Annotated in this window: 20 protein-coding genes; 8 read left to right on the forward strand and 12 right to left on the reverse strand. The window is 62.0% G+C overall.

The window, feature by feature from the left end:
• Positions 1–19 precede the first annotated feature (19 nt).
• A complete protein-coding gene (locus tag HGI46_RS11895; protein WP_168904349.1) occupies positions 20–790 on the reverse strand; it encodes an EthD domain-containing protein in 771 nt (256 codons plus the stop codon).
• Between the two features lie 14 nt (positions 791–804).
• Positions 805–1,566 (reverse strand): SDR family oxidoreductase, encoded by a 762-nt coding sequence (locus HGI46_RS11900; RefSeq protein ID WP_168904350.1) that lies wholly within the window; start codon positions 1,564–1,566, stop codon positions 805–807.
• A 324-nt stretch (positions 1,567–1,890) separates the two neighbouring features.
• On the opposite strand from HGI46_RS11900, the gene HGI46_RS11905 reads away from it, so the two are divergent.
• Together HGI46_RS11905 and HGI46_RS11910 are read left to right on the forward strand one after the other, a co-directional pair.
• Positions 1,891–2,970 (forward strand): Rieske 2Fe-2S domain-containing protein, encoded by a 1,080-nt coding sequence (locus HGI46_RS11905; protein WP_118075968.1) that lies wholly within the window; start codon positions 1,891–1,893, stop codon positions 2,968–2,970.
• Between the two features lie 37 nt (positions 2,971–3,007).
• The gene (locus tag HGI46_RS11910; protein ID WP_168904351.1) at positions 3,008–3,787 is read left to right on the forward strand and encodes a glucose 1-dehydrogenase; all 780 of its coding nucleotides are present in this window, start codon (positions 3,008–3,010) and stop codon (positions 3,785–3,787) included.
• A gap of 49 nt (positions 3,788–3,836) precedes the next feature.
• Here HGI46_RS11910 and HGI46_RS11915 read toward each other — a convergent pair whose 3' ends face one another.
• From HGI46_RS11915 to HGI46_RS11945, 7 genes are all read right to left on the reverse strand, one after another.
• Positions 3,837–5,522, reverse strand: coding sequence for a GMC family oxidoreductase (locus HGI46_RS11915; RefSeq protein WP_118075347.1), 1,686 nt, complete (start codon positions 5,520–5,522; stop codon positions 3,837–3,839).
• A 14-nt stretch (positions 5,523–5,536) separates the two neighbouring features.
• Entirely contained in the window at positions 5,537–6,151 is a 615-nt protein-coding gene (locus HGI46_RS11920; RefSeq protein WP_118075348.1) for a gluconate 2-dehydrogenase subunit 3 family protein, read from the reverse strand.
• 60 nt (positions 6,152–6,211) lie between these two features.
• Complete coding sequence (locus HGI46_RS11925; RefSeq protein WP_168904352.1) at positions 6,212–7,069, reverse strand: sugar phosphate isomerase/epimerase family protein; 858 nt, start codon at positions 7,067–7,069, stop codon at positions 6,212–6,214.
• Positions 7,070–7,072: 3 nt separating this feature from the next.
• Positions 7,073–8,458 (reverse strand): MFS transporter, encoded by a 1,386-nt coding sequence (locus HGI46_RS11930; protein WP_346766721.1) that lies wholly within the window; start codon positions 8,456–8,458, stop codon positions 7,073–7,075.
• Positions 8,403–9,311 (reverse strand): ThuA domain-containing protein, encoded by a 909-nt coding sequence (locus HGI46_RS11935; protein WP_346766729.1) that lies wholly within the window; start codon positions 9,309–9,311, stop codon positions 8,403–8,405. The genes HGI46_RS11930 and HGI46_RS11935 overlap by 56 nt, the downstream gene beginning before the upstream one ends.
• Positions 9,312–9,421: 110 nt before the next feature.
• Complete coding sequence (locus HGI46_RS11940) at positions 9,422–10,075, reverse strand: TetR/AcrR family transcriptional regulator (protein WP_118075351.1); 654 nt, start codon at positions 10,073–10,075, stop codon at positions 9,422–9,424.
• Positions 10,076–10,140: 65 nt separating this feature from the next.
• On the reverse strand, positions 10,141–12,066 hold the full coding sequence (locus HGI46_RS11945; RefSeq protein ID WP_168904354.1) for an NAD(P)/FAD-dependent oxidoreductase: 1,926 nt from the start codon (positions 12,064–12,066) through the stop codon (positions 10,141–10,143).
• Between the two features lie 139 nt (positions 12,067–12,205).
• Between HGI46_RS11945 and HGI46_RS11950 the strand changes: the two genes are divergently transcribed.
• Positions 12,206–13,636 carry an NAD(P)-dependent oxidoreductase gene (locus tag HGI46_RS11950; RefSeq protein WP_346766722.1) on the forward strand — a complete coding sequence of 477 codons (1,431 nt, stop codon included), beginning with the start codon at positions 12,206–12,208 and terminating at the stop codon, positions 13,634–13,636.
• A gap of 48 nt (positions 13,637–13,684) precedes the next feature.
• Here HGI46_RS11950 and HGI46_RS11955 read toward each other — a convergent pair whose 3' ends face one another.
• The gene (locus HGI46_RS11955; RefSeq protein ID WP_168904355.1) at positions 13,685–15,616 is read right to left on the reverse strand and encodes an NAD(P)/FAD-dependent oxidoreductase; all 1,932 of its coding nucleotides are present in this window, start codon (positions 15,614–15,616) and stop codon (positions 13,685–13,687) included.
• A 442-nt stretch (positions 15,617–16,058) separates the two neighbouring features.
• Between HGI46_RS11955 and HGI46_RS11960 the strand changes: the two genes are divergently transcribed.
• Entirely contained in the window at positions 16,059–18,530 is a 2,472-nt protein-coding gene (locus HGI46_RS11960; RefSeq protein WP_240946721.1) for a TonB-dependent receptor plug domain-containing protein, read from the forward strand.
• 230 nt (positions 18,531–18,760) lie between these two features.
• Positions 18,761–19,873 (forward strand): flavin-dependent monooxygenase, encoded by a 1,113-nt coding sequence (locus tag HGI46_RS11965; RefSeq protein ID WP_168904356.1) that lies wholly within the window; start codon positions 18,761–18,763, stop codon positions 19,871–19,873.
• Between the two features lie 28 nt (positions 19,874–19,901).
• On the opposite strand, the gene HGI46_RS11970 is transcribed toward HGI46_RS11965, so the two are convergent.
• Positions 19,902–20,897, reverse strand: coding sequence for an alpha/beta hydrolase (locus HGI46_RS11970; protein ID WP_168904357.1), 996 nt, complete (start codon positions 20,895–20,897; stop codon positions 19,902–19,904).
• A gap of 27 nt (positions 20,898–20,924) precedes the next feature.
• A complete protein-coding gene (locus HGI46_RS11975) occupies positions 20,925–22,478 on the reverse strand; it encodes an AMP-binding protein (RefSeq protein WP_168904358.1) in 1,554 nt (517 codons plus the stop codon).
• 176 nt (positions 22,479–22,654) lie between these two features.
• Between HGI46_RS11975 and HGI46_RS11980 the strand changes: the two genes are divergently transcribed.
• From HGI46_RS11980 to HGI46_RS11990, 3 genes are read left to right on the forward strand one after another with little or no spacing between them, the layout of a single operon-like run.
• On the forward strand, positions 22,655–23,050 hold the full coding sequence (locus HGI46_RS11980; RefSeq protein ID WP_118075357.1) for a VOC family protein: 396 nt from the start codon (positions 22,655–22,657) through the stop codon (positions 23,048–23,050).
• A 23-nt stretch (positions 23,051–23,073) separates the two neighbouring features.
• A complete protein-coding gene (locus HGI46_RS11985) occupies positions 23,074–23,928 on the forward strand; it encodes an SDR family NAD(P)-dependent oxidoreductase (protein ID WP_346766723.1) in 855 nt (284 codons plus the stop codon).
• Positions 23,903–24,748 carry an SDR family oxidoreductase gene (locus HGI46_RS11990; RefSeq protein WP_240946722.1) on the forward strand — a complete coding sequence of 282 codons (846 nt, stop codon included), beginning with the start codon at positions 23,903–23,905 and terminating at the stop codon, positions 24,746–24,748. The genes HGI46_RS11985 and HGI46_RS11990 overlap by 26 nt, the downstream gene beginning before the upstream one ends.
• Positions 24,749–24,752 lie beyond the last annotated feature (4 nt).

Here is a 24,752-nt window from a genome sequence, read left to right on the forward strand (position 1 = left end):
GTGGATTCCTCGCGAATGCTCAGCCCAGATGGGCGAAATCGAACTGGCTGGTGGGGATGATATCGTTGCGGCTGAAGTCCAGAAAGGCGTGGCAGCTGTCCATCATCGCATCGAGATTGGCCTTGAACTTCGCCGGATTGCCCACGGCATCGAAGAACACTTCCGGCCGTTCGAGCGCTTCCAGCGGGAAGCATTCCTCGACGAATGCGCTGTAGGCCGGCGCGCCTTCGGTGAGGGGGCGGACGATCAGGTTCTGGACGTATTCGAAGTTCGATTGCGTCTCGATCGCCACGCGCGTGTGGTGCGAATGCCAGTGGGCGACGGCCTCCCCGCGGGTGATGTCGGAGCGGAAGGTGATGAAGCTGGCCTGGCTCCAGCCCCATGTGCGCCGGGTGCTTTCGTGTTTAGCTTCGCTGAACTTCGCTTCGCTTCGTTTCCCCGGGGAAACATTTGTAGAACACGGATGCGCGGTGTTCGGGATGATCTCGGATTCACAGACCAGCCACGCTGCAAACCATGCCGAACGCGCGGCGAGCGCTGCATCGACATCGCCCCGGAAGCGGGCGTTTGCCGAGGGCATCCAGAACTGGACGACGGCGGCCTGCTGCGGCGCCTGCCACTGCTGGACCAGCGCTTCGCCCGGTGCGACGGTGGCATCGCGCAGGTTGAGCCGAACCCGGCTCGCTCCCGCAGCGACGAGCGCTTGGGGCAGGGTGCCGAGCAGTGCGGCGCCGAAGTCCTCGCGCGATTGGTGCCGCGGCGCCCAGAGGGCGGCGATGACCTTTTCCATGGGGCGGTCCCTCCTCAGTCGAAGTTTGCCTGTCCGCCGTCTAGTGGGATCGTCGCGCCGGTGAGGTAGGCAAGGTCCTGCCCGGCGAGCGCGACCAGCGCGCGGCCGATATCGCCTTCAAGACTGCCGACGCGGCCCAGCGGGATCGTGCGGAAGAAGGCCTGCGCTTCTTCGGGATTGTTCTCGATCCACCACTTGAGGCCGGGCGATTCCGCGTGCGGCGCGATGGTCAGCACGCGGATGTTTTCGCCGCCCCATTCGGCGGCGGCGGCGCGGGTGAGCGAACGGATCGCCTGCTTGACTGCGGCGTAGCAGCCATAGCCGGTCATGTCCCAGCGGATGCCCGCCGACGAGCAGAAGTTGAAGATCGTGCCGCCGCCGCGCGCGGCGAGGTGCGGGCGGGCGAGCCTCATCAGGCGGTGCGTGGCCAGCGGGCCGCTTTCGAACCCCGCCAGGAACGCCTCGTCCGTCACGTCCTCGAGCTTGCCGAGCGGCACTTCCTGGGCATTGTTGACGAGAATATCGAGCCCGCCGAAGCTGGCGACGGTGCGCTCAACCGTCGCGGCAAGGTCGGCGGCGGACTTCACGTCGCACGCGACGGCAAGCGCCTGGCCGCCACGTTCCTCGACCATCCGCGCCGTTGCCTCGACCTTGGCCAGCGTGCGCCCGGTTACGACGACAGAGGCCCCGGCGCCGGCCATTGCCAGCGCAACGCCCTGTCCGATGCCCTGCCCGGCTCCGGTTATGAGGACGACTTTGCGGTCAAGATCGGTCATGCTTCTCTCCAGTGGCGCGAAGCGTCTTGCGGCCTCTCGCAGACCGGGTTGTTGCCACGGCCTCATGCAAACTGCAAACCAAAATCTGAACGCACCTTATAGTTTAATTGCGTTATGTTGCTTTGTTTGCGTAATACATTGCCAATAGTGTGACGCAAAGCGAGGTCGGCTTGGGCTTGCCCAATGCGCCTTGGCGTGCCATGCTGAGGGCGTGGGAGATGATCGCGATCGGTCCGCAAATCGCTCGCGATTCGGTTTTCAGGATCACGAAAGCGCTGTCCCGAACAAGGCAGAACGGCGCGGTGATCAAAAGGAGTGATGCAGATGGCGACCTCGAAAGAGTATGGCCTGGGTGAATTCGATTTTCCGCGCGGCTGGTTCATGATCGGAACTGCCGCCGATGCCACGCGCACCCCGGCGCCGATCCGCTATTTCGGGAAGGATCTGGTGATCTACCGGGGCGAGAGCGGTAAGCCTTACGTGGTCGATGCCTATTGCCCGCACATGGGCGCGCATCTGGCGAAGAACAGCACGTCCTACATCGTCCGCGATGGAGAGCATGTCGAAGGTGAGTCGATCCGCTGCCCGTTCCACGGCTGGCGCTTCGGCACCGATGGCGCGTGCAACCACATTCCCTATTCGGACTTCATCCCCAAGGCGGCGAAGCTCGGCACTTATCCGGTGCTCGAGCGCGCCGGGATCATCTGGATGTGGCACGATCCCGAAGGGCTGGAGCCTGACGTGGAACTTGCCAACTTCGGCGGCCATTATGGCGAGCCGGGCTGGGTCGAATGGAAGATCGACTACATGGGCGACCTCAACAGCCACGGCATCGAGATCGTCGACAACATGGCCGACTTCGGTCACTTCGTGCCGATCCACGGCGCGACCGACTGGCAGTATTTCGCCAACGAGTTCATGGGCCCACACTTGCACCAGTACTACAGCGCCGGCCACCGCACGCTGACGGCGAACCCCGAGGACGCGCTGGTGCTGGACACCTGGTACGAAGGGCCGGGCTTCCTCCAGTCGGAAATGGCCGGCACGTTCGACAGCTTCATCATGATTGCCAACACGCCGATCGAGGATGGCGTTTCGCGTTCGTGGCATGCGCTGATGGTCAAGGTCCACGACGGCAGCCGCGAGACGACAGCCGAAGACCGCGAGATGGCGCTGGCCTATCAGGAAGGCAGCCGCCTCGCCTTTGCGCAGGACGTTGAGATCTGGGCCAACAAGCGCGCCTGCATCAACCCGCTGGCGATCCCCAAGGACGGCCCCTACGCCAAGGTTCGCCTGTGGTACCGACAGTTCTACAACCCGCGCGACAAGGCGCCCGAGATCCAGGGCCGGGTCAACGGTCTGCACGTCACGCTCGACAAGCGGCCGGGGCAGAAGGTGGCCTGAGAACACAGGGCTTCAGGCAGGAGCCAAGGGAGAGATCATGGGAAAGCTTGCAGGCAAGGTGGCGCTCGTCACCGGGGGCGCGCGGGGCATGGGTGCGGCGACGAGCCGGCTGTTCGTGGCCGAGGGCGCGAAAGTGGCGATTGCCGACGTGCTGGACGAGGCGGGCGAAGCGCTTGCCGCCGAGCTGGGCGATGCGGCGCGGTTCTTCCATCTCGACGTGACCGACGAGGCCAATTGGGCCGCGGTTGTCAGCGACGTCGAAGCGACGCTGGGGCCGGTCGATGCGCTGGTCAACAATGCCGGCATCCTGATGTTCAAGAGCCTGCTCGAGACCTCCAAGGCTGATTACGAGAAGGTCCTGGGCGTCAACCTCGTCGGCGAGTTCCTGGGCATCAAGGCGGTGGCGCCGGGCATGATCGCGCGCGGGCGCGGCTCGATCGTCAATATCTCGTCAGTGGACGGGATGAAGGGCGCGAACAGCCTCGTCGCCTATGCCTCGTCCAAGTGGGGCGTCCGGGGCCTGACCAAGGTGGCGGCGATGGAGCTGGGCCACAAGGGCGTACGGGTGAATTCGGTCCACCCCGGCGGGGTGGATACGGTGATGTCCAACCACTCCGGCGCGGCGCGTGAGGAAGTGGACAAGGGCTATGCCAACGTGCCGCTGCAGCGCATCGGCGGGCCGGAAGAAGTGGCATCGGCGAGCGCTTTCCTCGCCAGCGACGAGGCGTCTTATATCCATGGCGCCGAGATCGTCGTTGACGGCGGGATGACCGTGGGCAGCTATTACATGGGCTTCCCCGGTTCACCGGGAATGTAGCACCAGCCCTTGCGGCTGACGGGCTGCCTTTGCAGGCAGCCCGTCCACATCAGATCTTGCCTTCCTTCAGCATCTGCACCGCATTGTGCGCGGCGCGGGCTGACATCGCCATGTAGGTGAGCGACGGGTTCTGGCAGCCCGACGAGGTCATCACCGCGCCATCGGTGCAGAACAGGTTCGGCGCCTCGTGCGCCTGGTTCAGGCCGTTGAACACCGAAGTCAACGGATCGCGGCCCATGCGGGCGCTGCCCATCTCGTGAATGCCCAGACCCGGCGGACCGGGTTCGGTGCGCTGGTATACGACCGTGCCGCCTGCCGCCTCGATCATGGTGCGCGCGTCGGCCTGGATCTGCTTGGCCATCTTCTTCTCGTTCTCGCGCAGCTGGACGTCGATGTGGAGCAGCGGAATGCCCCACTTGTCCTTGCGCGACTGGTGCAGCGTCATCCGGTTTTCAGGATGGGGTAGCATCTCGCCAAAACCCGAGATGAACGCCATCCACGGGCCGAACTTGCGGTTGCGCTCCTTGATGTCCTGGCCGATTCCCACGGTAGCATCGGGCTTTCCGCCCTGCCGGGTAACTGCACCCTGATAGCCGTAGCCGCGCACGAAGCCCTCGCCTTCCTCGGTCACGTTGCGATAGCGCGGGATGTAGATGCCGGTGGGACGGCGGCCATGATAGTAGCTGTCGGCCGGGTAGTGCGGCATCAGGCCGGCCGTCGCCAGCGCATACATGTGGTCCATGATGTTGCGCCCGACCTGATCGGACTTGTTGCACAGCCCGCGCGGGTTGGCCTCGTTTGCCGAATTGAGCAGGATCTGCGCCGATCCGATGGTCGATGCGTTGAGGAAGAACAGCTTGGCCTCGTAGGTCCGCCCTTCCATGGTCTTGGCATCGATCACCCGCACGGCCGTGATCTTGCCACTGGCCGGGTCCTGCACCAGGCTGTGCACGATCGCATCGGTGACGATGGTCAGGTTGCCGGTGCGTTCAGCCGCGGGGAAGGATGAGGACAGGCTGGTGTGGTTCGCCCCGAAGCTGCAGCCGCGTTCGCAGATCGAACGGTTCTGGCAGCTGGTGCGGCCCAATTCCTCGTGGTGCGGCTGGGCGACCGAGAGGTTGGCATTGCGCCCGATGATCACCTTGCGGCCCGAGAACTTTGCCTCAACCGATGCCTTGAACAGCTTTTCGGCGTCGTTCATTTCCCATGGCGGCAGGAATTCACCATCGGGCAGTTGCGGCAGGCCTTCCTTCGATCCTGCCACGCCGATGAACTTTTCGACATGGCTGTACCACGGCGCAAGGTCGTCATAGCGGATCGGCCAGTCTACGCCGTGACCGTCCTTGGCATTGGCCTCGAAGTCCATCGGCGAAAGGCGATAGGCTTGCCGCCCCCACATGATCGAGCGACCGCCGAGGTGATAGCCGCGAATCCAGCTGAACGGGCGGTCTTCCGGGGTGGTGTAGGGATGATCGCTATCCTTGACCCAGAACTGCTTGGTCGCGGCATTCATGGCATAGCACTGGCTCTGCACCGGATAGTCGCGTGCCAGTTCTTCTTCGGGCACTTCGTTGTTGTTGGGCAGCTCCCAAGGCATCTGGGTGTCGTTGTAGTCGGTGACGTGCTCGACCTTGCGGCCGCGCTCAAGCACGAGGACCTTCAGGCCGCGTTCGGTCAGTTCCTTGGCGGAAATGCCCCCGCTGATACCCGAGCCGATAACGATGGCGTCAAACATGAATCAATCTCCGCTCAGAACGGACCAAGGCCGAGGTAGGGCCGGGATTTCGGGGTAAGCTTGACCGATGCCTGGTAGGGGCCGGGCACGTGATCGTAGACCAGCTCATTCTCGCTGCCGGTCGGGCTGTAGTAGTAGAGGCCGATGACCAGTTCCTTGAGCCGCTTGTAACCGGCGTCGGTTGGCACGGTACCGGTCTGGAGAAATGCCGCCTTGTTGGCGTCGAGCGGGGCTGTCGGCTTGAGGGCAGCGGCATCGTGGGCACGCAGCACGGCTTCGCGCTCCTTTGCCGAAAGCGCGGCGAAGCTGCGGCCCTTGGCTGCTTTGGCAGCGGAATCGATGCGGTCGAGCGCTGCGAGGATTTCGGCGCGGGTGGCAGGCGCGGCCCAGTTCTTCAGCATCGCATCAAGCCGGGCAGGGACCTGCGCCGCAAGTGCGCCCGGGGTGTCGGTTACGGGCAGCATCGTGTCGGCCACGCTGGAAAGCAGCGCAAAGCGAGGGGCAGGGAGGAAGGGCGCTGTCTTGCCGGCAGGTGCCGCAAGTGCCTCGACCGGAAGCGCCGCCACGCCGAGCAGGGCAGCGAAGCCGGCCATCATGCCACGGCGATCGGTTTGGGGGAGGTCAATCATCGGCAGTCTCCGTGTTCTGGCTTGCTTCTTGGCGCCGGTCGGAAATGACAGGTGTGGACATCAGGCCTGATCCCAGCATTCGCGGATATAGCGGTGCCCTTCGGTGTAGACCTCTTCGGGGCTGCTGAAGAAATCGCGCCAGACGCGGGTGGCGGCGGCGAGTTCAGGCAAGCCCTTGCCGAAGGCCTCGATCGTCAGCCAGCCATCGTAGCCCGTCTGCTTGAGCACCGCGATGCTCTCGGCAATCCTGGCATGTCCGCGCCCCGGCGTGCCGCGATCGTTCTCGCTGATGTGGACATGGGCGACATGGCCACGCGCCAGTGCCGTGCGCAGCGCCGCGACCGGGTCCTTCTCTTCGATATGGGCATGGAACGTATCGTAAAGGATGCCGAAGCCCGGTTCATCCAGGCGGTCGAGATAGGCGCTGGTCTGCTCGCAGGTGTTGAGCAGGTAGCATTCGAAGCGGTTGAGGGGTTCGAGCGCGCAAGGCAGGTTTGCCGCGCGGGCGCGTTCGGCCACTGCTCGGTGCACCTCGGCGCAACGCTCAAGCTCGGCCTCGGTCGGCCCGGCCCCGCTGAACAGCCCGAGCGGCTGGAACAATGGTCCGGCCAGAACCTGCGCGGCCAGCGCTGCCGCGCAATCCATCACACGCTCAAGATGCTGGATCGCACGGGCGCGCACTGCGGGATCGGGTGAAAGCGGGTTGTGCGCCTCATCCGGAATGATCGCCGTGGTGGTGCGCTTCAGCCCGATGTCGGCAAGGATGCGGCCTAGTTCGGCGTAATGCGTGCTGTTCGAGACATCGAACAGCGGGATTTCCACGCCATCAAAGCCGGTATCCTTCAGTGTCTGCAGCAGGGGCGCGTCAGCTGGCGTGACATGCCCCGTCCACAGCATCAGGTTGATGCCGACTTTCACAGATCAGGCCTTTCCGCTTCTTCGCTCGACCAGGCGCACAGCAAGGAAGATGAAGAACAGCACCACCGGAATGACCGCAATGGTCTGGAAGCTCTGCTCGGCCGCGTAGGCAAGCACCTGCTGCAGGGCATCACTGCCGGGCTGAAGCGCAGCGAAGGCTTCTTCGCCGCCGGCCTTTGCGAGCTTGGCCCTGTCGTAGATCGCGCCGAGTTCGGGCAGAACGAAGTAGATCGCCAGCGCACCGGCAAAGCCGACGAGGCCGATGCCCCATGGGCCAGAGCGCGGATAGCGCCGCGATACTGCCGCCAGCATGGTCGGCCACATGAAGCATACGCCGAACGCCCAGACCGTTGCCGCCAATACCGCAGTGACCGGCGAATTGGCCACCGACAGCAGGTAGAGTCCCAAGGCCGCAGGCACGGTGCACATCAGCAGCAGGCCCATGTCGGAGAAGCGGTGTTCAAGCGCACCGGCGAAATGGCGCATTACGAACATGATTGCAGAGACATAAACCAGCACAAGGATGCCCGGCATGCCGACGGTATTGGTCAACGTCACATCGACCCAGGCGCCCGGTGCCAGTTCGCTCGACGCGGTCAGGAACATGATCGCGAAGAAGACCCAGAAGCTCGGCCGCTTGAACGGCTCGGTCATCATCTCGCCGAAGGAGACACCCGCCACCGCGCTTTCGGTCTGCGGGAATTGATGGCGGGACGCCCAGATGGCCAGGACCACTCCGGGCACTAGGCACAGCCCCACCAGCGCCTGCCATGGCAGGTCGAGCGACTTGAAGAACAGGACCGAAAGCAGGCCGCCAAGGATCAGCCCTGCCGGCCACCAGGCGTGCAGTTCGTTGAGCTTGCCGGTCTTCTGGTCAGGAAAGAGCGAGGCGACAACGGGATTGATCGAAGCTTCGGTCGCTCCCCAGCCGCAACCCCACAGCACCATGGCGAGGTTGAGCACGAGCATGATCGAGGCGGGCGGAGCGTTTCCAGCCAGCAGGACGAGCAGGGGGCCGAGGATAAAGCAGGCCGAGGCGAACAGGATCACCTTCTTGGCGCCCAACCGGTCGAGAAGTGGCGAGATGACCAGCAGACTGATGGCGAAGCCAAGGAAAGAGTTGCCGAGCACGACGCCGATCAGTTCGCCCGAATGCTGCGGATCGATCGGATCGAGCAGGGCGGCTTTCATTGCTCCGGCCGCGCCTGCGCGCACGGCGTTGGCCAGTGCCGCACAGAACAGTGCAAGGACGCAGATCCAGAAGATCGATTTCCTGTTCTGGGATGTGATTGCCATCAAAGTATTCCCCGCCCGTTCCGTAAGTTGCTTTGTTTCACTCGGCTGCTTGCGCCGACCCGGTGGCGTTGCCGGCATCGCTGCCACAGCCATTGCCAGCGCGCTTCATCGCCCATTGTACCGCGCCAGTGAGGAACTGGCGGTATTTGGGATCATCGTAAGTCTGGGCGGTGTGCCCGGCGGCGGCGTAGAACACGCGCCCTTGGCCCACGCATCGCCACCACGCCACCGGATGGTCCTTGCCCATGGCAAGCTCTGTGCCCATGAACGACCCCGGCTTGTAGCTGCTCTCGTCGATCGTGGCGAGAACGGTCAGCCCCGGAATGCCGCGTGGCGACTTGTCGAAGGAATACCATTCATCGACATGAGCGAACCTGTCAGGCAGTGACGCGGTCGAAGGATGTTCATGGGTTTCGATGTTGACCGCGGCGCTCTGGAACTGAGGGTCCATGGGGTGGCCGATAAAGTTCGTGCCGATCACCGATTTGACGTACCAGTCCCAGGCCTTGTGCGAATTGTCGCCCGCGCCGTGGATGCCGACATAGCCGCCGCCATTCTCGAGATAGGCCTTGAACGCAGCGCGCTGTTCGGGTGTGAAAACGTCTCCGGTGACGTTGGAGAACACCACGGTATCGAAGCGGGACAGGATTTCAGGGCTGAAGGCCGCACCGTTCTCCGTCTGGTAGAGGCCCCACCCGTTCTGCCTGGCCAGCGTATCGAACATCTTGGCAGCAGCAGGGATCGCTTCTTCGTGGCGGAACGCGTTGGTCTTTGAAAAGACCAGCACGGCGGGACGCGGGATATTGGCGGGGATCTGCGGCGGAACCGTCTCATAAACTTTGACACCGCCCAGGAACACGCGCTGGATCAGGTCCCAGTTGCGCCACGCGATGACCGCAAACACCACGGAGGCGGCCAGCAGCAACAGGCCAAGCACCTTCAGCACCTTACGCAAAACCACTCTCCCCGCGCTTTCGATCCTGTTGGACCTGATTTAGATAGCGCTGTCAATCGAGTTGGTAGCCCGCAGCAGCGGCGGACGCAATAGCATGCGCTTCAGTCGCGCAAGTGGCGTTCGATCGCCTCGTCGGTGAAGCCGACTCCGCGGCAGCAGAACCACACGGCGTCGCGGATCAGCTCTGCCTCGTTGCCATGGTAGGGCGAACGTTCGACATTGGTGGCCAGCACGTTGAGCACCGTGCCGACGTGTTCGGTGAACAGTGAAGTGTTGGCCGGCGAAATTTCCCGGCCGATGACTTCTCCAGCATCGCGCGCGTTCTGCAACGCGGCGGTAATGCGGTGGTTCATCAGTCGCTGGGCGCGACGGTAGACGAGCGTCGCAAAGTTCGTATCGCCGACGAGGCTGGCGAGCAGGAGGCGGAAGCCTTCCTTGAAGCTCGGCTCGCTCGATCCGACCACGATGGTAAAATAGGCCTTGAGGTTGCGGACGATGGCGCGTCCGTTAAGCTCTTGCAGTGTCAGGGTTTCGTAGCTTGCGTCCTGTTCGCGGATCACCTCGCGCAGGACGGCACGGTAGAGCGCTTCCTTTGAGGGGAAGTGCCGGTACATCAGCGCCTCGGAGACGCCCGACCGCTTGGCGATTTCCTGCGTGCGCGCCGCTTCATAGCCGCTCTGCGCGAAGATGGCGCGGGCGTTGGCGAGAATGAGCGCCTTGCGGTCTTTCGCGGGGAGGCGGGTGCGTTTGGTCACGCCTACCGACTAGGGCGAAACGCCGGTTCCGCGCAAGGCCATTGCGCAGAGCCGGCCTCTTGCGATTACGGGATCAAGCGGTAGCTGCCGGGTTCCGGGCGGCGGGTGGCATTAAAGAAGTCCACCAGACGCCACGGCCACGACAGGAAGACGCGGCCTTTCGAGTTGTTGTAGTACGAGTTGGCACGGGGGTGGGTCCAGATCATCTGGGGCATACGCTCGTCCACCTTGCGGTTCCAGGCATCGAAGGCGTTCTTTTCCACTTCGAACGCGCGGGCGCCGGCTTCGTTGATCCGGTCCAGCGCCTCGATGATCCAGTTGACCTGCGCTTCGGAGATCAGGTTCTGGCCGGCGGCGTGGTTGGGCGCGCTGTTGGGGCCGACGGTGTGGAAGTAGTTGGGGTAGCCCGGCACGCACATACCGAGGTAGCTGCGTGGATCTTCCGCACCCCATTCTTCGCCCAGTTCACGCCCGCCTTCGCCCTTTATCACCAGGTTTCCGACCATCTGCGCGACGTTGAAGCCGGTAGCGCATATGATCACGTCGCATTCGAAGACAGAGCCGTCCTTGGCTTCGATGCCATTCGGCAGGATGCGGGCGATACCCTGTGTTTCGAGGTGGACGTTGGGCCGGGCAAGCGCATCGAACCAGCCATTGTCAAGAATGATGCGCTTCGAGAAAATCGGGAAATCGGGCGTCAGCTTCTCGATCAGGTCAGGCCGGTCGGCGAAGCGCTGCTGCATGTAGCCGAGCGCGTACTGGCGCGTCATCTCGTTGCCTTCGGAAACGGCGAGCATGTTGCCCTCCCACTCCGGGTCCTTGAGCACGTTCGAGAAGAGGCCGTCGGCCGCGGCCCAGTAAACGCGGAAGCGGAACCATTCCTTGAAGGTGGGGATGTTTGCCAAGGCCCACTTCATGCCCTCGCTCACCTCGTGGGCGATTTCCGGATTGTAGAGCACCCAGTGCTTGGTGCGCTGGTAGACGGTGAGTTCGGCAACCTCCGGCGCGATGGCGCCGCAGAGCTGGGCCGAGCTCGCCCCAGTGCCGATCACGGCAACGCGCTTGCCCTTGAGATCGAGGTCAGCGGGATAGGCGGCGGTGTGGACAACTGGTCCTGCGAAGTCGGACAGCCCGGCGATGTCCGGCATCTTGAGGCGATTGACCGGCCCATGGCCGTTGATGACGGCATTGACAACGAGGTTATCGCTGGTGCCATCAGCGTTGCGGACAGTGACATTCCATGTGCAGGACTTCTCGGCCCAGACCAGCTTCTCGACCGTGGTGTTGAAGCGGATGTCTCGGCGCAGGTCGTACTTATCGGCAACCCCGGTCATGTAGCGCTGCATGTCGGCGCCATGCGGGTGATAGTGCTGCCAATCGGGCCAGATTTCCCAGCTGAAGCTGTAGAAGTGGCTGGGCGTATCCACACCGACGCCGGGGTAGCGGTTTTCGTACCAAGTGCCGCCGACTTCGGGGTTCTTCTCGATCACGACGAAGTCGTAGCCCGCCTCGCGCAGCTTGGTGGCGGCGGCCATGCCGGTCATGCCCGCGCCGATGACCAGAACCTTGAACCCGGCCTTGGGGGCAAGGCGGTCGGCCAGCTTGCTGCGGTCGATCCATGGACGGAAGCCACACTGGTCGTTCACCAGTTCGACGAATTCGGTGTCGACCGATTCGCCCACGGTGACCGACATGATGCGCTGCACGAGTTCATCTGACGGCTCGTTGCTGGCGAGGCCTTCGCCGGTGGTCAGCAGGTGGCGCAGCTTGAGGCGCAGGGCGTCGGCGAGGTCGTCAGGGATTTCGGTTGGCGGATAGGAGAACGCGGGACGGATATGCGGTGCGAACCGCTCCAGCATGTCCACATCGTGCGAAAGGTGAACATAGGCGGCGAGCAACGTCGGCACATTGGCTTCGTCAAGCGCGCGGGCAAGCTCGGGGTCATTGGCCAGAGTCGTGAAATTGGTTCGCTCTTCCAGAATCGCGGCCATGCAATGTCTCCCGTTGTGATAAGTGGGCACTTACATTGTTCGCCGGACATCGGGAAGATGGTTTGTGCGGCAGTGGTTGACCGGAGCGTGAAAATAATTGAACAGTAGGGGGCGATTATAGCGGCCGGAGCGGCGTGAAGTGGCGATTTGCACCAAGAAAACCATCTTCCTGACCGGCGCGACCGGCAACATGGGCAGCGCGACGCTGGCGGAACTGGCGGCCAGGGCCGACCGGTTCAGGGTCCGCGCTCTGGTGCGGCCGGAGGAGCAGGGCCACCCGGTGGTGAAACGATTCGCCAAGCACCCTGCCGTCGAATGGCTAATCGGCGATCTGACAAGCGCGCAGGACATGCGTCGAGGCATCGAGGGTGTGGATCAGGTGCTGCACATCGGCGGCATGGTGTCGCCCTTTGCCGACCGCTTTCCCGAACTGACGATGCAGGTGAACGTCGGCGGCGCGCGCAACATCGTTGAAGCGATCAAGGCGGCCGGACAGGCTGAGACAACGGCGCTGGTCTATATCGGAACGGTCGCGCAGACCGGGCACCGCAATGCGCCGGTGCACTGGGGCCGCACCGGCGATCCGATCAAGATCAGCCGGTTCGACCAGTACGCAGTGAGCAAGACCCAGGCCGAAGCCATCGTCGCGCAGAGCGGCTTGAAGCGCTGGGTTTCGCTGCGCCAGACCGGCATCGCGCATCCGGGAATCTGGAAGATCTTCGACCCGATCATCTTCCACAATCCGTTCAACGGCGTGTTCGAATGGGTCACGGTCGGGGATTCGGCGCGGCTGGCAGCGAACGCCTGCGAGGATGCCGTGCCCGAAACTTTCTGGAAACGGTTCTACAACATCGGCGGCGGCGAGAAGCTGCGCGTCACAAATCATGAGTTCGCCCGCATTACCGCAGGCGCGCTGGGGCAGAAGGATGCCTTCGCCAGCTTCCGCCCGCATTGGTCCGCCACGCGGAACTTCCATGGCCAGTGGTATGCCGATTCCGACAGGCTGGAGGAGGCGGTGCCGTTCCGTTCGGAGACGCTCGAGGATTGGGCGCGCGGCATGGTGGCGAGCATGCCGGCGCCGGTGCGCCTGATCGCGCGGTGGTTTCCGGGCGCGGGACGCAGCCGGATGGAGAAATTGGCGAAAGGGCCGGGCGGCACGCTCAACTGGATCGCCAATGACGACCGCGAACATATCGAAGCCTACTTCGGATCGCGCGAGGCGTGGGAGAAGCTGCCGCGCCACTGGGCGGATTTCCAGTTCCGCGAGCCTTCGCGAGAGGTTTCGCTCCTCGATCATGGATACAACACCGACATGCCGGAAGGGGACTGGACGGCCACAGACCTCAAGGGTGCTGCGCAATTCCGTGGCGGTTCGTTCCAGGGGGATTCCTGCGAGCCGGATCAGCCGGCCGCGTTCCGTTGCGCGCTCGGCCACGATTTCACGATGACGCCTCGGCTATATCTCAAGGGTGGGCACTGGTGCCCGACCTGCATGGTCCATCAGACCAGTTACGACGAGAACAAAACCGCAAATCCTTTCTTTGCGCAAGTTTGGCCCGACATGGATTGAAAGAGACGCGGCGGTCGCATTGACCGCCGCGTCCAAGGTTTGCGCGGATCAAGACAGGGTGAGGTCTTCGCGCGCAGGATGACGGGTCCATTTCCAGTAGTCGGCGAGGCGGAACGGGCAGGAGATGATGTTGCGACCCGCAGAGTTGAGGTAATAGCTCTTGGCCTTGGGGTGGGCCCAGATCATCTGACTCATCTGTGCGGCAACTTTCGCGTTCCAGGCATCATAGGCTGTGATCGTCGGCTCCACCTTGCGAGCCTCTTCGGCGACCATCATGTCGAGCGTTTCGACCATCCAGTTAATCTGCGCCTCGATCACCATGTTGACGCCTGCAGCATGATTGGGCGCGCTGTTGGGGCCTAGCACGAAGAAGAAATTGGGATAGCCCGGCGCCATCACGCCGAGATAACTGTAGGGGTCATCCTCACCCCAGTCCTCCTGAATGCGACATCCGCCCTTGCCAACGATTTCGAGATCGCCTGCGACCTTGGTAATCTCGAACCCGGTGGCCAGTGCAAGCACGTCAACCTCGACGCGGGTACCGTCCTTGAGGACAACCGCATCCTTTTCGATGTGATCGATCCCGCGCGTCTCCAGCGTGACATTGGGCTTTACCAGCGTATCGAGCCATCCCCCGTCGGCATCAAGCACGATGCGCTTGCCGAATATGGGGTAGTCAGGGACAATCTTCTCGATCAGATCGGGCCGGCTTGCCAGCTTGGTTTGAATGTACTGCAAGGCGTAGTTTCGCACGGCATCGTTCTGCGCGCTGATCGAGACGTCCTGGTTAGGCCAATCGGGCTCCACCTTGACATTGCCATAGAGTCCGTCGCCCGAAAACCAATAGACGCGGAAGCGGAACCATTCCTTGTAGTGCGGAATCTCACGTAGAGCGAAACGGACATTGTCGTTGACGTTCACATTGATGTCTGGATTGTTCAGCACCCAGTGCTTCGAGCGCTGGAAGATCGTCAGATGAGAGACTTCGTCGGCAATGGCAGGCGCAAGCTGCGCCGCACTGGCGCCGGTACCGATCACGGCAACGCGCTTGCCCTTCAGATCCACCGATGTGTCCCATCCCGCAGTGTGCATTTTCGGACCGGCGAATGTTTCGAGGCCGGGAATCTTCGGCATGGACCAGCGGTTGAGCACGCCATGGGCGAGGAGCACGGCGCTAGCGGCCCGTTCGCTCGTCGTGCCGTCCTTGTGCCGCAGCTTGACGATCCACTTGGCGCTCACATCGTCCCAGATGGCGCCAGTTACGCGTGTTTCGAACAGAACGTTGCTGCGCACTCCATGGCGATCCGCCACGCCAACCAGATAATCCTGAATTTCCTGACCTTTGGGGTGGTAGTGGCTCCATTCGGGGTTGAGTTCAAAGGAATAGCTGTAGAAATGGCTGGGTGTATCCACACCGACGCCGGGGTAGCGATTTTCCCACCAGGTTCCGCCCAGTTCGGCGTTCTTTTCGATAATCGTGTAAGAATAGTTGGCTTCTGAAAGCTTGATGCCCGCTGCGATCCCGCTCATCCCGCCACCAATCACGATCACGTCGAAATCCGACGGAGGCGTGGGACGACCGGGAATACACTTGCGTGGGACAGGCGGTTCGAAGCCCATTTGGTCGTACAAAACGGGGATCAGGCCCGGATCGACGTTTTCGCCAACGCTGACGCTCATCATGTGGCGTAGGAATTCCGGATCGAGAGGGCGAACCAGCGGCGGCAGCTCATGCGTTAGCAGCGCGAACAGCCGGTCGCGCAGGTCCTGTGCCATCGTGTCGGGCACGTTGCTCGGCGCATCGGCGGCGTATGCTGCCGCCAGATAAGGCGCGAAGCGATCGAGATAAACGCGGTCCTGAGTGAACGTCACATAGACCATAAGGAGCGTGGGCAAATTGGCATCGCGCAGTGCCAGCCGCAGGCCGACATGATCTTTGATCGGCAACGAAGCTGGCGTGGCTGAATTCGCATCAGACATATGACTCTCCGGATCTTGATGTGAGTGAACACTTACTTGATAACCGCCGGCAGTCAAGCGGCATCATCGAGAGAGCGAGATCAGCGCTGACTGCGGATGAGGTATGCGTTGCGAAAAGGCCACATCGCTACGCAAATCCGAAGCTTTTTTGATACTTGTACCGCAGAAGATTGCTTTTGAGCGAATCTGATTTGACGCACCCCTTTCAACTTGTTAGTTAAAACTAACTTCGGCGTGTTCGTATCGCGGCGACCGAGGGAGAGCGGTTCTGTTTGCAGATGCGGGCACGGCACCATTGCCGGCAAAATCCCGCTTTGCGCGCTCCCTCCATCGAAGCCGCTTCACGCGATCCGCGCCGAAATCGAGCCGAGCAATCGGCGCAACACCGGGCACGAACTGTGGCGAGTCGAACTTGCTGCTTCGGCCGTTGAGGGGAGGAAATATGAAGTTTGACAACCTTAAGTTCGTGCTGCTGCTTGGAGCAAGCATGCCCGCGATGACCGTGCCAGCTGCTGCGATGGCCTCAGAACCTGCAGAAGCCCCACCGCAGGCGGCAGAGGAAGGCCTGAGCAACGAGATCATCGTTACCGCCACCCGCCAGTCGCAGAAGCTGCAGGATGTGGCGATGACGGTAAACGTCGCAACAGGCGAGCAACTCGAAAAGTTCAAGATCTTCGACGTCAAGGATGTGGCACAACTCGCCCCCGGCCTTGAACTGACCAACACGACAGGCCGCAACAATACGACCACTTTGCGGGGCATCACTTTCGATCCCGATCAGGGGACTGGGCCAGCCGTCCAAGTCTATTACAACGAAATTCCTAGTGACGCCCAGACCGTCTACACTGCGATCTACGATATCAAGCAGATCGAAGTACTGCGCGGGCCACAGGGCCTGCTGCGTGGTCTTTCTGCCCCGGCTGGTGCAATTACCATCGCCACACGCCGCCCAAACTTCACCAAGCCGGAGGGCTACGCCGAGCTAACCGGCACCACACGCGACGGCTATAACGCGCAGATGGGTGCGTCGCTGCCCTTCTCGGAAAAGTTTGCCATTCGAGTCGCCGCACTGGTCGATGGCAATCGACTCAACAACGTGACCAACATTCAGACTGGCCAGCGCTCACAGAGCCGCACCGAGAGCGGACGAATCACATTGGGCTGGAAGCCGACCGACAGTTTTACGGGCTACCTGACGTACCAGTATCTCGAAGCCGACAACCGTCAGTTCCAGCAGGTCATCGGTTCCGGAAACGCCCCATATAGCCAGTACTTCAACATCCCGGTTCCAGGAGTTGGCGACGTTCCGGCCCCTCTCGCGGGCGTATTCATTCCAGACACGGCAATCCGTTCAGGGCCGGCGCTTACTACTGATGACTACGCCTCGGTGCAGGACGGCCGCTTCCGCAGCGTCAACAAGTCGCATCTGGTCAACCTCAACCTCGAATATGATCTCGGCGCGGCCACTGCGTCGTTTGTGGGGGCCTACCAGTCGAGCAACATCAAGACCGAGCGCGATCTGGACGTCACCAATGCCCTGCCGGGCTTTGTCCAGTATTCGAACGTTGATGTGCCGTACAAGGTGGTGACCGGTGAACTTCGCCTCAGCGCGAACAACACCGAGGGTCTGGGCTGGGGTCTGGGCGCGTTCTATACCAAGCAGACCGGGACGACTGTCGTAAACCAGGACGCTTCGCAGTTCTGGTATGCGGTCAACCCGAATGCGCTGGTCAACCTGCCATTCGCAGCGATCGGCCTGCCGAATGTTCCAGGCTTTACGCCGTTCCCGCTGCCAAACACGCTTGGCATCGCAACCCGCGTAAACGTACCTGTGTACAGCCAGACGTGGTCTTTCAATGCCAACCTGCGCTATCGCTCAGGACCGCTCTCGATTGAGGGCGGCGTGCGTTACTCCATCCTCAAAAACGTACAGACGACGCAGCTTACCCTGACTGGCGCCGTTCAGGATGGTCCGCGCGAGATTATTCCCGTCAACCTGCAGCGCAACACCAACAAGCCGATCACCGGTGGCGTAAACATTTCCTACGCGATCATGCCTGACCTCAATGTGTTTGCTGCCTACGGCCATTCTTTCCGGGCGGGCAGCACGGGCGTTGCTCTGCCGAATGGCCTCTCGAATGACCTCATCCGCACCAACCCGGAAAAGAGCGATTCATTCGAAGCGGGCATCAAGGGCACCATATTCGATCGCCGGGTAAACTATGCGATTTCGGGCTACTACCAGAAGATCGACAACTTCCTGTCACGCTTCTCCGGGATCTATTATAACGCGCCTGCCAACCAGCCGCAGACCGGATTTTTCGACTTCAACTATAACGCTGATGCCACGATCAAGGGCGTTGAGGCCTCGTTCGACGGCCGCGTATCCGACAATTGGGATCTTGGTGTTTCGGCCGCCTACACCAAGGCGCGCTTCGACAACGCCCGTGTGCCTTGCACCGACTTTGCCGGGACCGGGGTGCCCAATCAAAACGGCACACCCAAGGTCACGGGCAATGGCAATGTCAGCTATTGCATCGCCAAGGGGCGTCTTGCCGAGGTTCCCGACTTCAGCCTGACTGCCAACACCGAATTGCGGCTGCCAATGGACAGCTTCACACCGTTCGTGCGCGCGCTGTTTACTTACCGGCCGGGCTTTGACTCGGAGCGAGCCCAGTTTACGTACCAGTCACGAGAACTACTGAACATGTTCGTCGGCGTGCGCACAAACGATGGCAAGTGGGAACTCGATGTATTTGCCCGCAATTTGCTCGATCAACGTCGCATCACCGTGCGCGGCCTTGGTCTCGGAACAGTCGACTCACTTATCGCCGGCACGTTCAATTCCGGCTACCGTCAGGTCAACATGACCAATCCGCGTGAATTCGGCGCTACGCTGAAGTTCAACTGGTAATTCCTTATCCTACTTGGCGAAATTTGCAGGGGCTGCTCGCAAGGTGGCCCCTGCTTCGTGTCGGTGCGTGCAATGCTTGTGCGATGCACTTTGGGGCAAATGATCGGTTTTAGCAGTGATTTTGCGGCAAAGTTTCGCCTAAACTCTTTGCAAGCCGTCAAATGCGTATCATAAGAATCGTTGCGTTACGCATGGGGTTGCGCAAAACAAAGAATTTCAAGGGGCATTGAATGTCGATCTCAGCAGGCACGCTCGATCTTGTTGCGGCTCATGCCGCAGAAGGGCGCAAGGCGCGGCGCATTTCGGACAAGGTGGTGGAAGCGCTGCGCGCGGATGGCTTCTTCCGGCACTTTACTCCGGCCAGCCACGGCGGGCTTGCAGGAACCCCGCAGGACTTCTTCCTCGACCAGATCGCCATTGCCGAGCGGGACATGAGCACGGCCTGGGCGCTGGGGATTGTTGCGGTTCACAACTATCAGATCGCGATGATGGACGCCGAAACGCAGGCCGAGGTCTTTGCCGATGGCCCAGATGCGATGATTTCGAGTTCCTACAATCCCGTGGGCGCGAAGGTAGAGCGCACCGAGGGAGGCTTCCTTCTCTCCGGGCGCTGGGGCTGGTCGAGCGGATGCCTCCACTGCAACTGGGTACTGCTGGGCGGGATGGTGGCCGAGGAAGGCCATCGCACATTCCTCGTGCCTGCAGGCGATTACCGCATCGACGACACCTGGCACACCATGGGCCTTCAGGGCACCGGATCGAACGATATCGTGATCGACACGCCGGTGTTCGTGCCCGATCGCCGTACCCACAAGCAGATGGACGGCTTCCATGGTGTCCACCACCAAGGCAGCGGCGTCTATGACCTTCCGTGGGCGCAGGTCTTCATCCGCGTGGTCAATACGAGCGCGATTGGTGCGGTGCGCCACGCCATCGCGCTGTTCAGGGACCGCGTCGGCCTCAACTCCACCGACATGACCAAGTCGGCAACGGACCCGGACGTGCTGGAACGCATCGCGCGTGCATCGAACCTCGCCGAGGAATGCCTGGCGATCATGGTCAGCAACTTCGAGGCGATGGAGAAGGCCAGCTGGAAGCCGAGCATCGAGGACCGCGTCCGCTATCGCTATCAGGCCAGCCTCGTGGCCGATCGCTGCATCGAGGCGATGGACCTGCTGATGGATGTCGCTGGTGGCCGCTCGGTCTATCTCGGCAGCGATTTTCAGGACCTGTGGCACGACGTGCGCATGTCGCGCGCGCACGTTGCCAACAACCCGGTCGGCTTCGCGCGCAACTATGCCAGCGTGCTGATGGGCGCAGAGAACCGCGACTTCTTCCTGTAAGTCGCGGTTCCCGCAGGCGCAGCGCCGATTACGCTGCGCCGATTCCGAGGTGGCGTTCGAAGAAGCGGGCCATGAGGTCGATCGCCTCGCGCGATTCCGGCAGGGCCACGCTGAACCAGAAGCCATGGGGCATAGCTTCGAACACGTGAAGGTCGGCATCGCGTCCAGCCTTGCGAAGGGCGCGGTGGAACATCGCCGCAGAACTCAGCACCGCATCGCGCGTGCCGGTGACAAGCAGCGTCGGCGGAAAGTCCGACAGGTCGCCCTTGATCGGAGCGAGCAACGGATCGTTGCGGTCCGCATCTCCAACGAATACCCCGCGTTCGCACTGCGGATTGTCGAGCTTGGCGCCGAGGTGGCCGTAGAAGCCGGAAAGCGTCAGGTAGTTGAAGGTATCGCCCAGCTGCGTCACATCTCCGCCCGCCGTGAACACGCCGCACGCGGCAGGAAGGGGCAAACCCTCCTTCTTGAAGCGCATGATCGCCATGGCCGTAAGGAAGCCACCGGCAGAAGTGCCGAACAGGACCACGTCCTCGGCGGCGTGGGTCTTCAGGGCATCGCGATATACGGCGAGAATGTCGTCGACTGCTGCGGGGAAGGGGTGCTCCGGGGCAAGGCGGTAATCGACAGCGATTACCTCGCACCCGGTTTCGGCGGCAATCGGGATGGCTTCCACCAGTGAGCCAGAACCCATGACGAAACCACCACCGTGCAGGTTGATAAGCAGCTTGTCCGCATGGCGCGCGCCGCCCTCGGGCGTGATGCGGTGGCACCGCACGCCGTCGATCGCGGTTTCTTCTATGGCGCAGGGATAGGCTTCAAGCGCCTGCTGGTTCAGCCATTCGAACATCGGCGCCAGCGGTTCGCGCATCAGCCACATCGGCACCGGGGGCGCGTCCTCGGGCATCTCCTGATTGGGATCGAAGCGCAGATAGGCCTTGGCCTCCTCGCTGATCGTGTCAGGTACGTCGAGCTTGATCCGGCCCAGATCCACGACCCCGTTTTCGACCTTGTAGCTACGCATTCGGCTTGTTCCTTTATGTGTGTTCGATCAGCTAGCAGCGAGCCGTTCGCGTAGGTCGCGCTTCAGCAGCTTGCCGTTGGCGTTGCGTGGGAGAGGTGCAGCTGCGACGTGGAGTTCATCGGGCACCTTGTAGTCAGACAGCAGTGGAGCGAGGTGCTGGCGAAGTTCGTCCGCCGTCACCGTCTGGCGCAGATTGACAAAGCCGACGACACGTTCCCCCAGTAAAGGGCAAGGCTTGCCAACAACGGCAGCCTCAATGACGGCGGGATGAGAGCAGAGCGCGTTCTCCACCTCGACCGACCAGACCTTGAACCCGCCGCGATTGATCATGTCCTTGAGCCGGTCGTGCAACGCGACGTAGCCTTGCGCATCGCGTGAGCCGACATCTCCGGATTTCCAGAAGCCGTGGACGAACTCGGCAGCGGTTGCATCTGGATCATTCCAGTAGCCTGGACTGACCATTGGGCCTGCCATCCAGATCTCGCCCTGTTCGCCCGGCGGCAGTTCGTGGCCTTGCGCGTCCATGACCAACAGGTCGCAACAGGCGACGGGCCGGCCGAGTTGATCCGAGCGCCCAGCGGCCTCGGTCGCGGGCATGATCACCGCGGGCGAGGTTGTCTCGGTCGCTCCGTAAGTGTTGTGCAGGGCAAGGCCAGGCAAAGCGGCATTAAGCTGGGCAATCGTAGAAACGGGCATGGGCGCTCCGCCGAACCCGCAAATCCGCCACTTGTGCAAGGCCCGACCATCAAAGTGCGGGTCCATCAGCAGCAGCGCGATCATTGCCGGGACGATCAGCGTGTAGGTCATGCCTTCACGCACGGCGACTTCAAGGAACCTTGCGGCCTTGAATTCGCGCATGATGATCAGGCAACCGGCCATAGCCACGCTGACACCAAGCAGCGCGACGAGGCCGGTGACGTGGCTTGCCGGGACGGCCAGCAAGCAACGCTCACCTTCGCGCAAAGAGTAATGATGCCGGTAGTGCAGGACCGAATGAACGAGATTGCAGTGCGTCAACACCGCACCTTTTGGTCTGCCGGTCGTGCCGGAGGTGAAGAGAATGACGGCAGGATCGTCCTCGTCCACGGGAGCGAATGCGCGTGGCGGGGCAGAAGGAAGGGCGATGTCGTCGGCCACGGCAAAGCGGAGCTTCACTGCGGCCGGGAGGTCGGGAAGCGGTGCGTCAGCTTCGTGAAACAGCGCCGCAGCGCCGCAAGCAATGAGCGCTTGGGCAATTTCAGAGGGGGTGTGGCGTATATTAAGAGGAACTGCGATCCATCCACCGAGGGCGCAAGCGAGGACGATTACCTGATATTCGAGCCGATTGGCGAGCAGGATCGCCACGCGATCCCCGCGGGCTAGATCTTGTGAGGCGAGGGCTGCTGCAAGGGTATGGACCGCCTCATTCAGGCCAGCATAACTCAGGCGTCGCTGCCCGTCGACCACGGCTTCGGCATCGGGCGTGCAGGCCACGGCTGCGGCAAGGCATTCAGCAAGGCTGCGCGGACGATCAGCGAAGCACCGCACGACGCGGCCGTGATGGACCTCGTGACGAAGATCTGCATCGCCCACGCCTTTCATGCCTCGGCCAATCTCTCCTCAAGCGCCTTTCGGCTTGTCATTGCGTAGCATATGCGCGAAGACGCTACGATAATCAATGATAGTGAGTGCTGATTCACTTTCCTTGCGAAATGTGGCCTAAGACAAGCACTCAGCGCCGGGCATAACTCCGGCACGATGGAAGGAAGATCAACAAGATGACTGCACTGTCCGGTTTCACCAAGCTGATCTGCCGCGATGAAGAGGCGATGGCCGCCTACTACGCATCGGTCTACGGCTACGGCATTGTCCAGCGTGTGGCTGGCAGCAGCGATGGCGAACCTTTCCGCGAAGTGATCCTCGCCCCCGGTGGCGACTGGACCAAGGGCTCGCTGGTCATGTTCAACTTCACCGGGCGCAATGCCCCGCGTGACCAGCAGGTGATCCTCGGCTTCGTCGTAGAGGACCTCGACGCACTGGTTGCCAAGATCACCGCCAACGGCGGCAAGCTGATCGGCCCGATCCGCGAGGAAACCGATCACGGCGTGCGTGTGGTCTTCTCTACCGATCCCGAAGGCGCGCTGTGCGAAAACGTGCAGATGCTGGCCCACTGATTGCGAAGCAGGAGCAAAACCAGGTGGCACTCGACAAGGACGTATTCGCAGGCGGCGTTGCCGTCGTAACCGGAGCGGGTTCGGGCATCGGCGCAGGTCTTGCCCGTCGAGCAGGCGCGCTCGGCATGATCGTGGTGGTGACAGACATCAACGAGGCGGCAGCGGCAGACACCGTTGCGGCGATTGAAGCCGCCGGAGGCAAGGCCGAGGCCGAGAAGGTCGATGTCTCGATCCCGGAAGAACTCGACCGCTTGGCCGAACTCGTGTTTGATCGGCATGGCGAAGTGCGCCTGCTGATCAACAATGCCGGGATCGAAACAGTCGGCTATACTTGGGAAGTTCCGGCTGCGCGGTGGGAAGCCACGCTCAACATCAACGTCCATGGCGTGATCCACGGCGTGCGCGCCTTTGTGCCGCGCATCATCGCCAGCGGCAAGGAAGCCTGGATCGGAAACCTCTCCTCGGTCGGCGCGTTCGGCCAGATGCCGGGACAAACTGCATATACCGTTACCAAGCACGCAGTGCAGGCATTCAGCGAATGTCTTTATCTTGAGATGGAACTGAAGAACCTGCCAATCCATGTCTCGGCGATCGTGCCGGGCATGTTGCGCACCAACATCTTCAACGCCGAGGCCGGAGCCGGCGAGCCCGACAATGCCGCCGCCCACCGCCGCGCGATGTTCGAGATGATGCGCGATTATGGCATGGACCTTGACGAGGGTTGCCGCCTGTTCCTCGAACAGATGGCCGAGAACAGGTTCTGGGTACACAGCCAGCCCGAAATGAGCGAGCAGATCATCGGCGGCCGCGTGAAGTTCTTGCAGGAACAGATCCCACCGATCATGCCAGACCTTGCTCGCCAGATTGCGGTCGACTGAGGCGATGGGCCGTCTGGAGGGCAAGGTCGCTATCGTTACCGGCGCAGGTCGCATCGGCAACATTGGCGTGGCCGTTGCGCGTGCATTCCTGCGCGAAGGTGCAAAAGCGGTGGTCGGCACCGATTTCCGCCGGGAACAGGCGGCAGAAATCGAAGCGCTTGTCCGCGCCGATGGGGCTTCCGGCAGCTTCGTGCTGCTGGAGCAGGACGTGACCAGCGAGGCCGACTGGGCGCGGGTGACTGAGGCAACGGTTTCAGACTTCGGCCAGATTGACGTGCTGGTGAACAACGCCGGCATCTCGATCCACGGGGGCATCGCGCAGACTTCGCTGGATGACCTGCGCAAAGTCATGGCGGTGAACCACGATGCCCTGTTCCTCGGGATCAAGGCCTGCGTGCCTTACCTGACAAGCGCAGTTGAACGGTTCGGCGGCGGTGGCTCCATCATCAACAACCTGTCGATGGCCTCATACATGCCCAACGCTACCAACATCGGATATCATGTCTCCAAAGCGGCTGGGCGCATGCTCACGATCTGTGCGGCGCTCGAATACGGCGCTCAGAAAATCCGTGTAAATTCGATCCATCCGGGCGTAACGATGACCCCGATCCTGCGCGAAGGGTTGGAAGACTACGTGGCTCAAGGCATGTGGGAAACGACCGAGGCGGCCGAAGCAGCCCTCGCCGCAATGAACCCGCTGGGCGTGGCAAGCGAGCCTGAAGACACCGCGCATGCTTTCGTTTATCTCGCCAGCGATGATGCCCGCTTCGTTACCGGTGCTTCGATATATCACGATGGCGCGATCGGCCTGAGATATTGATTCC

It is taken from the genome of Novosphingobium sp. ERW19 (genome assembly GCF_012641315.1).
Classification (GTDB): Bacteria; Pseudomonadota; Alphaproteobacteria; order Sphingomonadales; family Sphingomonadaceae; genus Novosphingobium.

Bases quoted from the DNA above. Each gene is read 5' to 3' on its own strand.
- HGI46_RS11975 (WP_168904358.1), bottom strand. From the start codon at position 22,478: ATGAAAGGCGTGGGCGATGCAGATCTTCGTCACGAGGTCCATCACGGC.
- HGI46_RS11980 (WP_118075357.1), top strand. From the start codon at position 22,655: ATGACTGCACTGTCCGGTTTCACCAAGCTGATCTGCCGCGATGAAGAG.
- HGI46_RS11915 (WP_118075347.1), bottom strand. From the start codon at position 5,522: ATGTTTGACGCCATCGTTATCGGCTCGGGTATCAGCGGGGGCATTTCC.
- HGI46_RS11910 (WP_168904351.1), top strand. From the start codon at position 3,008: ATGGGAAAGCTTGCAGGCAAGGTGGCGCTCGTCACCGGGGGCGCGCGG.
- HGI46_RS11900 (WP_168904350.1), bottom strand. From the start codon at position 1,566: ATGACCGATCTTGACCGCAAAGTCGTCCTCATAACCGGAGCCGGGCAG.
- HGI46_RS11945 (WP_168904354.1), bottom strand. From the start codon at position 12,066: ATGGCCGCGATTCTGGAAGAGCGAACCAATTTCACGACTCTGGCCAAT.
- HGI46_RS11930 (WP_346766721.1), bottom strand. From the start codon at position 8,458: ATGGCTGTGGCAGCGATGCCGGCAACGCCACCGGGTCGGCGCAAGCAG.
- HGI46_RS11905 (WP_118075968.1), top strand. From the start codon at position 1,891: ATGGCGACCTCGAAAGAGTATGGCCTGGGTGAATTCGATTTTCCGCGC.
- HGI46_RS11920 (WP_118075348.1), bottom strand. From the start codon at position 6,151: ATGATTGACCTCCCCCAAACCGATCGCCGTGGCATGATGGCCGGCTTC.
- HGI46_RS11955 (WP_168904355.1), bottom strand. From the start codon at position 15,616: ATGTCTGATGCGAATTCAGCCACGCCAGCTTCGTTGCCGATCAAAGAT.
- HGI46_RS11895 (WP_168904349.1), bottom strand. From the start codon at position 790: ATGGAAAAGGTCATCGCCGCCCTCTGGGCGCCGCGGCACCAATCGCGC.
- HGI46_RS11965 (WP_168904356.1), top strand. From the start codon at position 18,761: ATGTCGATCTCAGCAGGCACGCTCGATCTTGTTGCGGCTCATGCCGCA.
- HGI46_RS11970 (WP_168904357.1), bottom strand. From the start codon at position 20,897: ATGCGTAGCTACAAGGTCGAAAACGGGGTCGTGGATCTGGGCCGGATC.
- HGI46_RS11960 (WP_240946721.1), top strand. From the start codon at position 16,059: ATGAAGTTTGACAACCTTAAGTTCGTGCTGCTGCTTGGAGCAAGCATG.